Source organism: Streptomyces sp. SID13031 (assembly GCF_010548305.1).
Taxonomy (GTDB): domain Bacteria; phylum Actinomycetota; class Actinomycetes; order Propionibacteriales; family Kribbellaceae; genus Kribbella.
Window position 1 is genome coordinate 1 of the sequence record NZ_JAAGLV010000041.1, and the last position, 14,125, is coordinate 14,125.

Sequence of the window (14,125 nt, forward strand, 5' to 3'; positions counted from 1 at the left end):
TGGTGTTGTTGTGCGGTGCTCATCACCGCGCTGTCCATGCGGGTCACTGGTCGGTGAAGATCAGCGACGGCGTCATCCAGGTCACCCGCCCTGAGTGGACAGTCCCCACCCCCGGCCGCCTCACCATCCCACCACCCCGGCCAACACCGAACACCTCCTCGACTTCGGGCACCCCACCACCCTCGGGTGCTCCGGCATCCCCAGGTGCTCCGCAGTCCCCGACGGCCCCGTGGTCTGAGGGTGGGTCGCGACCGTCAGGCGGTTCGCAGCCCCCGGCCCCGGGCACCGCGCCAACACCGGACACGCCGCCGCCCTGGGGCTGGGCCGCGCCGCTGCGCGCGTCCTCCCTGACGCTGGAAGGAACCGCGCCCGGTTGGCTCGCCCCAACCACCGCCGCCGCGGCCTGGTCCGTGAACGTCAACCCCGACAACCCACAGCCCGACCGGCTACGCCCCACCGCGCTCACCCCAGCCACCTCCCCAGCCGCAGGCCTGTCCTGGCTCACCACCGAACTGGTCGCCGACCTCAACCCCTGGGGCGAAACCGGCACCCCCTCCACCGGCCCCTAACAACCACCCCCCGGCACCGCCGGGGCCGCACAGTCCGCGGCCCCACTTGCGCCCACCGCCCTCCGGCCGGACGCCAACTACCCACGCCCCACAGCGCCCCTGCGGATGATCCGCAGCAAACGGCTGCATCCAACCGGCGCGTCATGACACAACAGGGGTATCGGCGATCGCGTCACTATGCGTCGGGTCACGCAGGCCGACTGCGTCATGCCGCCAGAACGGCTCTGCATAGACCAGCGTCCCCGTCATCCACGACTCGTACGTTGGGAACCTGATGACTTGGAAGGCACCGTCCGGGCTCCCACCCACTGTCGTCCACCACCTCCCGAGCAGACGCTTGACCGGAGAAGGGCACGGAGCCAGGAGGCGGCTGTGGCCGTACGCACTGCGCTACGCAGACGCGACCTACAGCCACACGCGGCACGCGGCACGCGGCCTCGCACACGTCGGCGATCAACTCACGCTGCAGAGCGTGTGCCAGCACGAGGTAACACCCCGCGCCGGACGGCGTACGCGCATGCCGTCCGGCGCCGTCGGAGCAACGCAGGAACGAACGAGGCGCCAGCGTGGGCCAGTACCCGAGGCCTGGCTTCGCCCGCTACCACTCGGTGGCGGGCGAAGCGGTGGGTCAGTTTTCTTTGGTGAGGCTGGTGCCGAGGGCTTGCCAGTCGAGGACTGGGACGGCGAGGTCGCGGATGGTGGCTAGCAGGCCGAGGCGGGCTGCCTTGAGGTCTGGGTCTTCGGCCATTACCAGGATTTCTTCGAAGAAGTTGGTGATGGGCTCGACCAGTACCTCTGTTGCCGTGACGAACTCGCCGAGACCGGTCGGCGCGGTGCCGACCTTTTGGACGGTCTCGTGCAGGAGGAGTTCGGCCGGCTCGGTGAGCTTCGTGGCGTCGTACTGCGCGGTCACGTCGGCGGGCACGATTCGGCGTACTCGCTGAAGTACTGCGACCAGTTCGGCGAAGTCGTCGTTGGCTACCTGGCGCTGCAGCTCGGCCAGTGTCTCGTCAGCCGTTGCAGGCGCCTCGGCCAGCGGCAGTACGGCGGCGACCTGCAGGTGGTCGTCGCCGCGGTCGATCAACTGCTGCTCGTACCGTCGGATGGTGAACTCGGCAACATCTGCCAGCGCATCCGCTGACACCTCGATCCCCTGCGCGCTGATCTCCGAGGCGGCCGCGGCCAGGCCGGTCGACAGCGTGATCGCTCGCAACTCCGGGTGCTCGCGCAGGATCGCGACCACACCGGCAGCCGCACGGCGCAACGCGAACGGGTCGGAGCTACCAGTCGGCTTCGCGCCAATCGCGAACAGGCCGGCCAGCAGGTCGAACCGGTCGGCCAACGCCAGCAGCGCACCAGGCGTCGTCGCCGGCACCGGGTCACCCGCCGATCGCGGCAGCTCCATGTCGAAGAGCGCCTGCGCGACCGCCTCGGTCTCACCGCTGCGGCGCGCGTACTCGCGGGCCATCGTGCCGGCCAGGCTGGTCAGCTCGACCACCATCTGCGAGCCGAGGTCGAACTTGGCCAACTCCGCCGCCCGCTGCAACGCGGTCAGGTCGTCGCCCTCGAGCTTGACGGTCCCGGCCAGCGACAGCGCAATGGCGGCGATCCGCCCTGCGCGCTGCGCCATCGAGCCGAGCCGCTCCTCGAACGCGAGCTTGTCCAGCCCTTCCTTCATCGCCTCGGGCGTGCTCTGCAGGTCGGCCCGCCAGAAGAAGGCAGCATCCTCGTACCGGGCGCGCAGTACGCCCTCGTTGCCGTTGCGTACGGTCGCCTCGTTGACCGAACCGTTGGCGACGGCAACGAAGTGCGGCAGCAGCTCGCCGTCGGCACCACGGACTGGCAGGTACCGCTGGTGCTTGCGCATCACCGTCGTCAGGATCTCGGCAGGCAGGTCCAGGTAATCAGCCGAGAAGTTGCCGAGGATCGGCGTCGGCTCCTCGATCAGGTTGACGATCTGGTCGAGCAGCGCGGACTCGGCCGCGAAGTCGACGCTGCCGTTGACCTCTCGGACCAGCAGCTCGGTAGCTTCCACGATCCGCTGGCGGCGCTTGGCCGGGTCGGCCTCGATGCCGTGGATCCGGAGCAGGTCGAGGTACCCCTCGGCCGCGGCGATCTCGACCGTCGGCTGGGCCGCGGTGCGGAGGACGCGCGTCGTCCGGCCGGCCGAGAGCGACGACACCGACACCGGTACGACCTGGTCACCAAGCAGCGCGACCAGCCAGCGGACCGGCCGGGTGAACGACAACTTGGTGTCGTTCCAGCGCATGTTCTTGTCCGACCGCAGACCGCTGACGATCTCGGCCAGTACGCCGCTGAGCACCTCGGCGGCACCGCGACCCGGGTCGGGCTTGGTCACCGCGACGTACTCGACGCCGTCGACCTCGAGGTCGTGCAGCTCGCTCGGCTCGACCTTCTGGCCCCGGGCGAACCCGGCGGCCGCCTTCGTAATGTTGCCATCGGCATCGAATGCGGCGGCCTTCTTCGGACCGCGGGAGACCTTCTCGGCATCCGGCTCGCTCGCCTGGACGGCCGCGACGAACGCGACCACCCGGCGCGGGGTGGCGTAGGTGGTGACCTCGCCGTGGCCGAGTCTGGTCGCGGCCAGCTTCTCGGTCAGCACCTTGCGCACTGCCTCGGCGGTCTTGGTGACCTCCGACGGCGGCATCTCCTCGGTACCGATCTCGAACAGCAGTTGACGCGTGCCGCTCATAATCGGGAACTCGGTCGGCGCCGAGACGGCAGCGGGCAGCTCGGCGATGCCCAGCGGGTGCTCGAGCTCGGTCCGCCGCTCGGCCCACAGGGTCGCGACCTCGCGGGCCAGCGTGCGCATCCGGCCGAACGCCTTCGCACGCTCCGTCGTACTGACCGCTCCGCGCGCGTCGAGCACGTTGAAGGTGTGCGAGCAGCGCAGCACGTGGACGTGCGCCGGGACGGGCAGCCGCAGGTCGAGCATCCGGCGGGCCTCGTTCGCATACTCCTCGAACAGGCGCTTCTGGCTGTCGACATCGGCGTCGTCGAGGTAGTACCGGCTCATCTCGTACTCCGCCTGGCCGAACGCCTCGCCGTACGAGATGCCCGGCGCGTAGGAGATGTCCTTGAAGTGCGAGACGCCCTGCAGCGCCATCATGATCCGCTCGATGCCGTAGGTGATCTCCACCGACACCGGGTCCAGTGTCATCCCGCCGGCCTGCTGGAAGTAGGTGAACTGGGTGATCTCCAGACCGTCCAGCCACACCTCCCAGCCCAGCCCCCACGAACCGGTCGCCGGGTTGGCCCAGTTGTCCTCGACGAACCGCACGTCGTGCGCGTCGATGTCGACCCCGAGCACCTCCAGGCTGGCCAGGAACAGCTCCTGCGGGTTGCCCGGATCCGGCTTGAGCACGACCTGGAACTGGGTGTGCGTCTGCAGCCGGTTCGGGTTCTCGCCGTAGCGGGCGTCGTCGGGGCGTACCGACGGCTCGACGTACGCGACCCGCCACGGCTCGGGACCGAGCACCCGCAGGATCGTCGCCGGGTTCAGCGTGCCGGCACCCACCTCGGTGTTGAACGGCTGCACCACCATGCAACCGCGGTCTGTCCAGTACTTCGTCAGCGCGAGCAGCGCGTCCTGCATCGTGAGCACGACAACAACCTCAGGTTCGGTCGATAGTTCGGGGATCGAGGGCCGCAGTCTATGAGACGGCGACCGGACTCACACCACGGATTGCCAGCCCGAGTAACCGCCCGGCCCGGGTGGCGTCTTCGGGGGCCGCCCGACCGGCGATCTGGCCGGTCTTCTGACAGCAGGGATCCGCTGCACTGGGGGCGATCGAAGGAGGTGACCTCACTCTGGCGGTTGAAGGTCGCCTGAGACGGACGCCGGGCACCAGCGGATCGAAGCTCAGCTGATCTCGTGGAGGTGGGCTTCGATCCAGGAGCGGAGAGCGCTCAGTGGGGTCGAGACGCCGTGGCCGAGCTCGGTCAGCGAGTACTCGACGCGGAGCGGGACCTCGGCGTAGATCTCGCGGTCGACGAAGCCGCTGTCCTCCAGCCGGCGCAGGGTGTTGGTCAGGACCTTCGGGCTGATGCCCTCCAGCCGGCGCTGGAGTTCGCCGAAGCGGACCGGGCCGTCCTCCAGCGCGCCGATCGCGAGCGTCGTCCACTTGCTCGCGAGCAGGTCCAGTACGTCGCGGCACGGGCACTGCAGGGCGTACACATCGTGCTTGTCGTGTGCCCCGGTTGAGCAGATGACTGTCACAGAAACCCTCCTGAGCTGGTCACTTTCCGAGAGATAGTAGCAGCCCTTGCGGGAAAGTACGGTCCCACGGATAGCGTCCGGCGCAGACAAGTCGCCGTTGGGACGAGGAGAGAAATGAGCACCATGCGAGCCATCAGCCAGGACGAACTGGGCGGGCCCGAGGTCCTGCGCGTCGTCGAGGTCGAGCGACCACAACCGCTGCCGACCGAGGTCCTGGTCCGCGTCCACGCGGCCGGCGTGAACCCGGTCGACTACAAGACCCGCGAGGGCGGCGGCATGCAGGGCGTCCTGGGCGATCCGCCGTTCACGCTCGGCTGGGACGTGTCCGGGGTGGTCGAGGAGATCGGCTTCGGCGTCCACACGCTGGAGGTCGGCGACGAGGTCTACGGGATGCCTTGGTTCCCGCGGGCTGCTTCCGCGTACGCCGAGTATGTGACCGCCCCGTCGCGGCAGTTCGCGAAGAAGCCGGCCAACCTGAGTCATGTCGAGGCGGCGGCGCTTCCTCTTGCCGGGCTGACGGCTTGGCAGATCCTCACCGCGGCGGCGAATCTCCAGCAGGGCCAGCGAGTCCTCATCCACGCGGCCGGTGGCGGTGTCGGTCACCTGGCCGTGCAGTTCGCGAAGAACCTTGGTGCGCACGTGATCGGCACGGCCGGCAAGGCCAAGCACGATTGGCTTCTCGGCCTTGGCGCCGACGAGGTGATCGACTACCAGACGACCGCTGTCGAGACCGCGACCGGCGAGCTGGATCTCGTAGTCGATCTGATCGGCAGCGCCACCACGCTGGACCAGTCGATCAAGGTACTCAAGCCAGGCGGCCTGCTGGTCGCAGTACCGTCCGGGACTTCACCGGAGTTGCTGGCGAAGGCGGAGGCGGCCGGGGTACGGGTACGGCCGTTCCTGGTCGAGCCGGATGGGCACGCGCTCAGCGAGATCGCGGTGCTGATCGAGCACGGCGAAGTACAGGTCGAGGTCGAGCAAGTGTTCCCGCTGGCCGAAGCCGCCGAGGCTCACCGGCGGATGGCCACCGGCCGGACGCAGGGCAAGCTCGTCCTCGACGTCACGGTCTGACGAGCTCTGTCCCGAGCGACAGGACATAGTCCGGTTCACGTCGAGGCCGCACGCTCAGGCTGGGCCGGTCGCACCTCACTGCGGGCACTATGTCCTGTCCGTCGGGACACTGCCGAGCCGGGTCAGCGCCTGGCGGAGGCTTCGGGTTCGGGGAGCCAGGCGCCGGGCGGGATCGAGAGCCAGTCGTCGGTGGTGAGTACGTCGATTCCGGTGTTGAGCGCATCCAGGGCCGGGTGGGCGAGGTCGGCTCGCCAGATCATCGCCCATGGGAACAGCGCCACCGGGTCCACCACCGGCCGCAGCACCGCACCTGGAACCGGTGGCTGGGTGCTCATCGTCAGGATCGGCGAACTCCGGTCGCGGATGTGCTGCGCGAGCTCGTCGGCGCCGCCTTCCACATGCGGATGCGCGAGCGTCCGATCGACGCCCCACGGCGCGAGCAACTGCAGCACTGCCTGGTCCCAGGCCGGGGTCGCGTGGTTCCCTGCCCGGTAACACAGCCCGGTCCCCTTCAGCTCTTGCAGCGGTATCTCCTGCAGCTCGGCCAGCGGGTCGCCCTCGGGCATCAGCACGGCCAGCGGCTCGTACCGGACGACACGCTGCCGAAGGCCCTCGGCCGGGCCGGGATGCCGGCCGAAGGTGACGTCGAGCCGGTCGGCCAGCACCAGCGGCACAGCGGCCTCGGTACCGGTGTGGAAGCGGACGAAGAACTCCAGCTCCGGGGCGCTTCGCCGAGCGGCCGCAAGCACGAGCGTGGGCGTGAGCCCGGGGCCGACCACATCGACCGTCATCGAGGGCGCATAGCCCCGCAGCTCATGGACCGTCAGATCGTGCAGATTGATCAGCTCGCGCGCCCTGATGAGCAGCGTCTGGCCGGACGGCGTCAATTCGACCCGGCGGGTGGTGCGATCGAAGAGCCGCGCGCCGAGGCGGTCCTCGAGCCGGCGGATGTCGCGGCTCAGCGCCTGCTGCGCGATGAAGAGGCGCTGGGCGGCGCGACTGAAGTGCAGTTCCTCCGCCACGACGACGAAGTACCGCAGCAGCCGGATCTCCAGGTCGTCGGGCACGCCTCCTTATTAACACACCTGGGGTGTTAATAAGCCCCCAACAGGTGTTGGCGTCCGGTGCCCGGCCTCCCGCATGGTCAAGCCATGGGAGCTCGACCGCTCCCCACCTCGTGACCAGCGAGGACCGGAGAGAACCAGCAAGGAGTACCCGATGAACCAGACCGTGACCGCCCTGACGCTCGACCTCGACGACGCCCGCCTGTACTACGAACTGCGCGGCGCCGGCCCGCTCGTCGTGCTCGTCGGCGCCCCCATGGACGCCCAGGCGTTCGCACCGCTGGCCGACCTGCTCGCCACCGACCACACCGTGCTGACCACCGACCCGCGCGGGATCAACCGCAGCCTGCTCGACGATCCGGACCAGGACTCAACCCCGGAGCAGCGGGCCGGCGACCTCGCCACGCTGATCAGCCAGCTCGGCGCCGGCCCCGCCTTCGCCGTCGGATCGAGCGGTGGAGCGGTCACCGTCCTCGCGCTGGCCCAGAACCACCCCGAGACGGTCAGCACAGTGCTCGCGCACGAGCCGCCGCTGCTGCGGTTGCTCGACGACAGTACCGAGCAGCTCGCGCTGTCCGAGGACCTGCGGGAGACCTACCGGTCCGGTGACGTGGTCGGTGGCTGGCAGAAGTTCTTCGCGCAGGCGAACATCTTCCTGCCGCCCGGCGCGGCCGAGGGCATGTTCGGCGGCGAGCGGGACCCACAGGTGGTCGCCGACGAGCGGTTCTGGTTCGCGCACGAACTCGGCGAGAGTGTCAGCTGGCAGCCCGACCTCGACGCCCTGCGAGACGGTCCGGTCCACATCGTGGTCGGCATCGGCGAGGAGTCGGCCGGCCAGCTCTGCGAACGGACCTCCACCGCCCTGGCCACCGCTCTGGGCGTCGCCCCGACCCCTTTCCCCGGCGGCCACATCGGCTTCGCCGACGCTCCCGAGGCTTTCGAGCCGGTATTGCGCGCAGTACTCGCCGCCAGCCGATGACCCGGAGCTGCGCCACACACCAAGCGCCCTCCACCGGCCTCCGCTGAGCGTGACGCCGCCCACTGATCGGCCCCGTGCGCCGGTTGGTGGGTGGTGCGCGTCCGGGTCCCTGGGCGACCAGAGGGTGAACTGTTGCGAGGCGCCCTTCGGACCACTGGACGGACGGGGCAGACTAGGAGCCGTCGGTGGGTTTTGCGACCGTCGACCGTGAACTGGCCGGATCGGGCCGAGGTGGACGCGCGCGTCCCCTTGACCTCAACACCGGTCGAAGTTTCAAGGTAGGTCCTGGAGGGTGGGTTGACCGGCGCCGGAACGGGCACCGGATCGGCTGACCATCGGAGGATCTCGCAGACGAAGGCCCCTCGGGGCCCTGACGAAGGAGCAGAGTTGACCACGTCGTACACGCTTCCGGACCTCGGCTACGACTACGGCGCCCTGGCGCCGCATATCGCGGGCGAGATCATGGAGCTGCACCACTCCAAGCACCACCAGACCTACGTGAACGGCCTGAACGACACCCTGGAGAAGCTGGCCGCGGCCCGCGAGAAGGGTGACTTCGGCTCGATCGTCGGCCTGGAGAAGACGCTCGCCTTCAACCTCGGCGGCCACGTCAACCACTCCATCTTCTGGAAGAACCTGTCCCCTGACGGCGGCGACAAGCCGGACGGCGAGCTGGCTGCCGCGCTGGACGAGTCGTTCGGCTCGTTCGACGCCTTCCAGGCCCACTTCACCGCCGCCGCGACCACCATCCAGGGGTCCGGCTGGGCCATCCTCGGCTGGGACGCGCTGCAGGGCAACCTGCTCATCCACCAGCTGTACGACCAGCAGGGCAACCTGCCCGCCGGGCAGATCCCGATCGTCATGCTGGACATGTGGGAGCACGCCTTCTACCTGCAGTACAAGAACGTGAAGCCGGACTACGTCAAGGCCTGGTGGAACGTCGTCAACTGGGCCGACGCCCAGGCCCGCTTCGATGCGGCCCGCGCAGGAGCCGGCGGCCTCATCACCGTCGCCTGACGCACGCCTCCTGGTCCGAAGAACCTCGTATCAACGGGGTTCTTCGGACAACGGGCTGCCTCTCTCAGCTCCCGAAGAACTCGGTCAGGGCCGGAGCGAGTACCGCGGGGTCGACGTTGTGCTGTTGTTCGGCCAGTACTACGTGGCTGCCGTCCTCCAGCAGGTCGGCCAGCGCCTCGTTGCTCTGCGCCATCCACGGCCAGGCGACGCCGCCGGTCAGTACCCGGGTCGGCTGGTGGATCGCCTTGATCGCGGCCACCGGGATCGAGTAGTCGTCCATCACCGTCGCGTCGTACGCGAGCGTGTGCGCGATCGCCTCCTGCGCCGGCCACCAGGGCGACGCCTTCGCCTGCGCGACGAACTCGGCCGGCATCCCGACCACCTCGGCCATGAAGTACTCCGCCGCCTTGTCCCGCCGGCCCTCCGCGACGAAGGCCCGGTAGATCGACGCGGTGTCGGACGCCGGACGGCCCTCGGCGCCTTCGAGGAAGTACGGCGGCTCCCAGAGCGCCAGGCGGTTCACCGGACGCCCGGCCGCGGTCGCGAGCAGGGCCAGCGCGGCACCGGACGAAGTACCGTAAAGATGGGCCGAGCCACCCGCCGCCGCGAAGATCGCGTCCAGGTCCTCGAACTCGCGCTCGACCGCGTAGACGTCCGCGTCACCACTGTCGCCGCGACCCCGGCGGTCGAAGTTGTAGACCGTGTAGTTCTCCGCCAGCAGCGCGGCCAGCGGGGCGTTCGACATCCGGTCCACCGATCCACCGCAGACCAGGACGACGGCGGGTCCGTCGCCGAGCCGGTCGTACGCGATCGAAGTACCGTCAGCCGAGATGACGTTGTCCATGAGGTGCTCCTTCACAACGGCCGATGGCTCTCATCTGGCCTCACCGCTGCGTCGAACAAGGAGCACCCAGATCGACAGGCTCCGCGAAAAAACTCTCAGCAGGCCGCGGCGCGGTCGAGGAGCAAGGCCCGCTCGCGCTCGTTGCGGGTCAGCGCGGCCGCCTTCTCGAACTCGACCCGCGCTTCGTCCAGGCGGCCGAGCTTGAACAGCAGATCGCCTCGGACGCTCGGCAGCAGGTGGTACTCCTTCAGGGACGGCTCATCGGCCAGCGCGTCCACCGCGACGAGTCCGCGCTCCGGACCGAACGCCATCGAGATCGCGACCGCCCGGTTGAGCTCGACCACGGGAGACGGCGACACCTGCGCCAGTACGGCGTACAGGCCGGCGATCCGCGCCCAGTCGGTGTCCTCGGCCTCGGCGGCCCGGGCGTGGCAGGCGGCGATGGCTGCCTGGAGCAGATACGGACCCGGGGTGCCTTCGAGGTGCCAGGCGCGGTCGATGCTCTCCAGGCCGCGACGGATCAGCAGGCGATCCCAGCGGCGGCGGTCCTGGTCGAGCAGCAGGACGGGCTCGCCGTTCGGCCCGACGCGGGCGTTGGCGCGCGAGGCCTGGATCTCCATCAGCGCCAGCAGACCGTGTACTTCGGGCTCGGCCGGCATCAGCTCGGCGAGCAGCCGCCCGAGCCGGAGCGCCTCGTTGCACAGCGTCGGGCGCATCCAGTCGTCGCCGGCGGTGGCCGAGTAGCCCTCGTTGTAGATCAGGTAGACGACCTCCAGCACCGACGAGAGCCGGTTGATCAGGTCCTCGCCGGCCGGTACTTCGAACTCGACCTCGGCCTTGGCCAGATTGCGCTTGGCCCGGACGATGCGCTGCGCGATGGTCGCCTCGGGGGCGAGGAACGCGCGCGCGATCTCGTCGGTCTTCAGGCCGCCGAGCAGCCGGAGGGTGAGCGAGACCCGGGCGTCGGTGGTCAGTACGGGGTGGCAGGCGGTGAAGACGAGCCGGAGCAGGTCGTCCTCGATGGTGTCTTCCAGGATGGTCTCGACCCTGTCTTCAACGCTGTCCTCGACTCCGTTGCTTCCTATCTCGAGCTCGTGGCCCATCTCGGCGAGCTTGCGCTGGTACGTCTCCTTGCGCCGGATCAGGTCGATCGCGCGCCGCTTGGCGATCGCCATCAGCCAGGCGCCGGGGTTGTTCGGTACGCCGGAGTCCGGCCACTGCTCGAGCGCGGCCACCAGCGCGTCCTGCGCGAGCTCCTCGGCCAGGCCGACGTCGCGCACGATCCGCGCCACCCCGGCGATGATCCTGGCCGACTCGATCCGCCAGACCGCGTCGATCGCCCCGTGCGTCTCGGTTACCGTCACCCACCCGATAAAACAGCACCCCTCACCCCAACAGCAACCCCACCCCCTTGGTCACCTGTACCCCCAGCCGACTCATCATCGGTCCCTTGTTTCACTCCGGCGATGGCTTACCTGCGGCGCAGGTAGGCCATCGCCGGAGTGAAACAAGGGACCGATGATGAGTCGGTTAGGGGTAGGGGTGAGCAATCACGCGAGGAAGAGGCCTGCGTCGGGGGCGAAGTCGGCTTCCTCGACCACTCGGCGTACCTCGACCTCGTTGCCTAGGGCCTCGGCCAGGCGGGCGGCCCACTCGACCGCCTCGTCCTTGGAGCGGACGTCGACGACGATGATGCCGCCGATCAGCTCCTTGGTCTCGGCGAACGGACCGTCGGTGACGGTGCGCTTGCCCTCGGCCACCTTCACCCGGGCGCCGAGCCCGCTGCGGTGCACCCCCTCGGCGAACAGCAGCACGCCCGCCTTCGACAGGTCGTCGATGACCTTGCCGACCCCCTCGGCCACCTGCTGGCTCACCATCCGCCCGGCCTCGGTGTCCACATCCGCCTTGTTGATGATCATGTAGCGCATCGCTCGAACTCCCTCGTCGTGGTGTCGATCCTTTGATCTCACGTCGACCGGGTCAGCACCAGATCGACACTCACGCCGAGAGAAGTTTCAGCTGGGCTGGTCGCCGTCCGGGTGGTAGGCGCAGGCGTCGGCCAGGTCGACGGTGGCCGGGGGCGGTGTCGTCTTGCCGGTACCGGGGCGGGCCAGGGTCTTCGGGTCCTTGGTGCTCGGGGTGCTCGGCGGGGTCGAGGTGACCGGGGCCTCCGGCTTCGGGGCGAGCGCCGCGGCGACCGTCTCGCGCAGGCCTTCGTAGTCCGGGTGGAGGTACTTGAGCTTGAGCTTCGAGACGTCCAGGGAGACGTTCGAGACGGTACCCGACTTCACCTTCAGCGCGAGCTGGATCAGGGCCGGCAGCAACTCCTGCGGGATGTCGGTCCGGAGCAGGTTCTTGCCGGCCTTCGCGATCGCCTGGTACTTCGTGACGAGCGTGCTCGGGTCGGCCGCGTCGACGATGCCCTTGATCGCGCACCGCTGCCGGATCTGGCGCTGGTCGTCGTCGGCGCCGTATCGGCCGCGGGCGAACCAGAGCGCGTGCCGGCCGTCCAGGTGCTGTTTCGGGCCTGGTTCGATCCACTCGTCCGGCGGGATGTTCGAGCTGCTGACGCCGCCCATCGCGACCCGCTCGTTCACGTTGACCGTGATGCCGCCGAGCGCCTGCACCAGCTGGGAGAAGCCCTGCAGGTTGACCTGCAGGTAGTAGTCGATCTTCAGGCCGACCGCTTCGCCGACCGACTGCTTGACCACGTCGGCGCCCTCGTTGTCGGACGGGCCGAGAATGCCGGGGTGCGCCTCCGGGATGTTCTGGTACATCGCGGTCAGCATCCACTCCAGCCGGCCCTCGAGGCTGAGCCCCTCCTTGCCGAAGCCGTTCGGGTAGAACTTGTGCAGCGGCGAGTCCTCCGGGAACGGCATGAAGGTGAGCTGGCGCGGCATCGAGATCAGCGAGGTGGCGCCGGTCTTGGTGTCGATGCTGGCGACGATCACGGTGTCGGTACGGACGCCGACCCGGTCCTTGGCGTCGTCACCGCCGAGCAGCAGCAGGTTGAGGCGCGGGCGGTCCTCCCACGGGTCCTTCACGTTGACCGTCTTCGGCCGGGTCGCACTCTTGCTCTCGCTCTGCGAGACGAACACGTTCTGGACCAGGTCGCGCTGGGCGAGCACGTTCTCCACCGCGATCGCCGCGGGTGCGGCGATCGCGAAACACAGCATGCCGACCAGCAACGCGCCGACCGCCCGGCCGCCCGGGGCAGCCGTTGCCGGACGCAACAATCGGTGCGAGCCGACGATCACCACGATCCAGAGCAGTGCGAAGGTGGCGATCACCACGCTGGTGATCAGCAGGCGGCTCGGTACGACGGCGGCCGCCAGCACCTCGTCGCGCCGGGTCAGCCCGACGTACACCCCGAGCCCGATCAGCCCGAGGGTCAGCGTCAGCACGAAGGCGCCCAGGCGCCGGCGTCCGCCGATGATCAGCCCCAGCCCAGGCAGCAACGCACTGAGCAGCGTCAGTCCAAGCGAACGCGGCACCGTCCGGGCCCGCCGAGCAATCCGCTCCGCCGCCCGCCGATCCCGCCGGCTCCCACTCTCATCCCCCACCCGCTTACCGTCCCCCCGGCTCGCAGCATCCCCAACTGATCCATACCCACCAGCACCGCCGTGATCACCCCCTGCACCGCCGACTCCCCCACCACCTTCCGCGGCTGCGTCGTCCACCCCATTACCGGAGCTCACCGTTCCAGAATCGGCGTCGCGGGCGAGGCCCGCAAGGCCGGCTTCGTCTCGGGTAGGGCTCGGCTGCCCATCAGTGCCGGGCCCATCAGTACTAGGCAGGGGCGTGCCCTTGGCTCGCTTCGCGCGAGAACGACGCGCCATGACCTCCCCTGTCCGCCCGTGGATACGCGGCCAGTACCCAGGCCGCACACCTTGTTAGACGCCAGAAAAGTCCGGTTGGTTTACTTTCAGCGAAAATCCACCTGCCCCTGCGGCACCCGCGAAGGGTCCAGCGGCCGCAGCAGTCCGGCCGCGAACCACGCCTCGACGGACTTGGCCTCCTTCGGGTTCGGCACGTAGACGACGCGGGCCATCCAGGCGTCGGAGTTGTTCCGGCGCCACTCCAGGATCAGTCCGGGCCAGGGGCCGCGCTCGTACGCCGTACCGAGCACCCAGCAGTGCCGGCGGCGGTTGTCGGGCGGCGGTTCGCGCGGATAGCGCCTGTTGCTCCCCATGGAACTAGCATCGCACATACATGGCTCTCCTCACCTTTGTGTGGGTAAGGAGATCTGGATTCCGCTGCAGCACAGGTAGATCATTGTGGCCAGTGATTGCGCTTTCGGGTGCCCGTAGCCGCGGCGCTGAATGACCCGGATTTTAGTAT

At 69.0% G+C, this 14,125-nt stretch carries 11 protein-coding genes and 1 pseudogene; 4 read left to right on the top strand and 8 right to left on the bottom strand.

Going from position 1 to position 14,125, the window contains the following annotated elements:
* Positions 1–569 (top strand): annotated as a pseudogene (locus G3I17_RS38975) (hypothetical protein); the annotation flags it as partial.
* Between the two features lie 628 nt (positions 570–1,197).
* Here G3I17_RS38975 and G3I17_RS38980 read toward each other — a convergent pair.
* Together G3I17_RS38980 and G3I17_RS38985 are read right to left on the bottom strand one after the other, a co-directional pair.
* Positions 1,198–4,185: a glycine--tRNA ligase gene (locus tag G3I17_RS38980; RefSeq protein ID WP_203591346.1), complete on the bottom strand. Its 2,988-nt coding sequence runs from the start codon at positions 4,183–4,185 to the stop codon at positions 1,198–1,200.
* A gap of 267 nt (positions 4,186–4,452) precedes the next feature.
* The gene (locus G3I17_RS38985) at positions 4,453–4,809 is read right to left on the bottom strand and encodes a helix-turn-helix domain-containing protein (RefSeq protein ID WP_164604423.1); all 357 of its coding nucleotides are present in this window, start codon (positions 4,807–4,809) and stop codon (positions 4,453–4,455) included.
* 114 nt (positions 4,810–4,923) lie between these two features.
* On the opposite strand from G3I17_RS38985, the gene G3I17_RS38990 reads away from it, so the two are divergent.
* Positions 4,924–5,880: an NADP-dependent oxidoreductase gene (locus G3I17_RS38990; RefSeq protein WP_164604425.1), complete on the top strand. Its 957-nt coding sequence runs from the start codon at positions 4,924–4,926 to the stop codon at positions 5,878–5,880.
* Between the two features lie 122 nt (positions 5,881–6,002).
* On the opposite strand, the gene G3I17_RS38995 is transcribed toward G3I17_RS38990, so the two are convergent.
* The gene (locus tag G3I17_RS38995; RefSeq protein ID WP_164604427.1) at positions 6,003–6,947 is read right to left on the bottom strand and encodes a LysR family transcriptional regulator; all 945 of its coding nucleotides are present in this window, start codon (positions 6,945–6,947) and stop codon (positions 6,003–6,005) included.
* Positions 6,948–7,098: 151 nt separating this feature from the next.
* On the opposite strand from G3I17_RS38995, the gene G3I17_RS39000 reads away from it, so the two are divergent.
* Both G3I17_RS39000 and G3I17_RS39005 read left to right on the top strand, forming a co-directional pair.
* Positions 7,099–7,923 carry an alpha/beta hydrolase gene (locus tag G3I17_RS39000; RefSeq protein WP_164604430.1) on the top strand — a complete coding sequence of 275 codons (825 nt, stop codon included), beginning with the start codon at positions 7,099–7,101 and terminating at the stop codon, positions 7,921–7,923.
* 387 nt (positions 7,924–8,310) lie between these two features.
* Complete coding sequence (locus G3I17_RS39005; RefSeq protein ID WP_164604432.1) at positions 8,311–8,940, top strand: superoxide dismutase; 630 nt, start codon at positions 8,311–8,313, stop codon at positions 8,938–8,940.
* Positions 8,941–9,004: 64 nt separating this feature from the next.
* On the opposite strand, the gene G3I17_RS39010 is transcribed toward G3I17_RS39005, so the two are convergent.
* The 5 genes from G3I17_RS39010 to G3I17_RS39030 all read right to left on the bottom strand — a co-directional run bounded on the left by G3I17_RS39010 (position 9,005) and on the right by G3I17_RS39030 (position 13,976).
* Positions 9,005–9,784: an alpha/beta hydrolase gene (locus G3I17_RS39010; RefSeq protein ID WP_164604434.1), complete on the bottom strand. Its 780-nt coding sequence runs from the start codon at positions 9,782–9,784 to the stop codon at positions 9,005–9,007.
* Positions 9,785–9,879: 95 nt separating this feature from the next.
* A complete protein-coding gene (locus G3I17_RS39015; protein ID WP_164604436.1) occupies positions 9,880–11,148 on the bottom strand; it encodes an RNA polymerase sigma factor in 1,269 nt (422 codons plus the stop codon).
* Between the two features lie 186 nt (positions 11,149–11,334).
* Positions 11,335–11,712 (bottom strand): YciI family protein, encoded by a 378-nt coding sequence (locus tag G3I17_RS39020; protein ID WP_164604438.1) that lies wholly within the window; start codon positions 11,710–11,712, stop codon positions 11,335–11,337.
* Between the two features lie 87 nt (positions 11,713–11,799).
* A complete protein-coding gene (locus G3I17_RS39025; protein WP_203591345.1) occupies positions 11,800–13,347 on the bottom strand; it encodes an LCP family protein in 1,548 nt (515 codons plus the stop codon).
* Between the two features lie 362 nt (positions 13,348–13,709).
* Positions 13,710–13,976, bottom strand: a complete 267-nt coding sequence (locus G3I17_RS39030; protein ID WP_164604440.1) for a hypothetical protein — start codon at positions 13,974–13,976, stop codon at positions 13,710–13,712.
* Positions 13,977–14,125: the final 149 nt, after the last annotated feature.

Coding starts and splice junctions, on each gene's coding strand:
- G3I17_RS38980 (WP_203591346.1), bottom strand. CDS start 4,185: ATGCAGGACGCGCTGCTCGCGCTGACGAAGTACTGGACAGACCGCGGT.
- G3I17_RS38990 (WP_164604425.1), top strand. CDS start 4,924: ATGAGCACCATGCGAGCCATCAGCCAGGACGAACTGGGCGGGCCCGAG.
- G3I17_RS39000 (WP_164604430.1), top strand. CDS start 7,099: ATGAACCAGACCGTGACCGCCCTGACGCTCGACCTCGACGACGCCCGC.
- G3I17_RS39010 (WP_164604434.1), bottom strand. CDS start 9,784: ATGGACAACGTCATCTCGGCTGACGGTACTTCGATCGCGTACGACCGG.
- G3I17_RS39020 (WP_164604438.1), bottom strand. CDS start 11,712: ATGCGCTACATGATCATCAACAAGGCGGATGTGGACACCGAGGCCGGG.
- G3I17_RS39030 (WP_164604440.1), bottom strand. CDS start 13,976: ATGGGGAGCAACAGGCGCTATCCGCGCGAACCGCCGCCCGACAACCGC.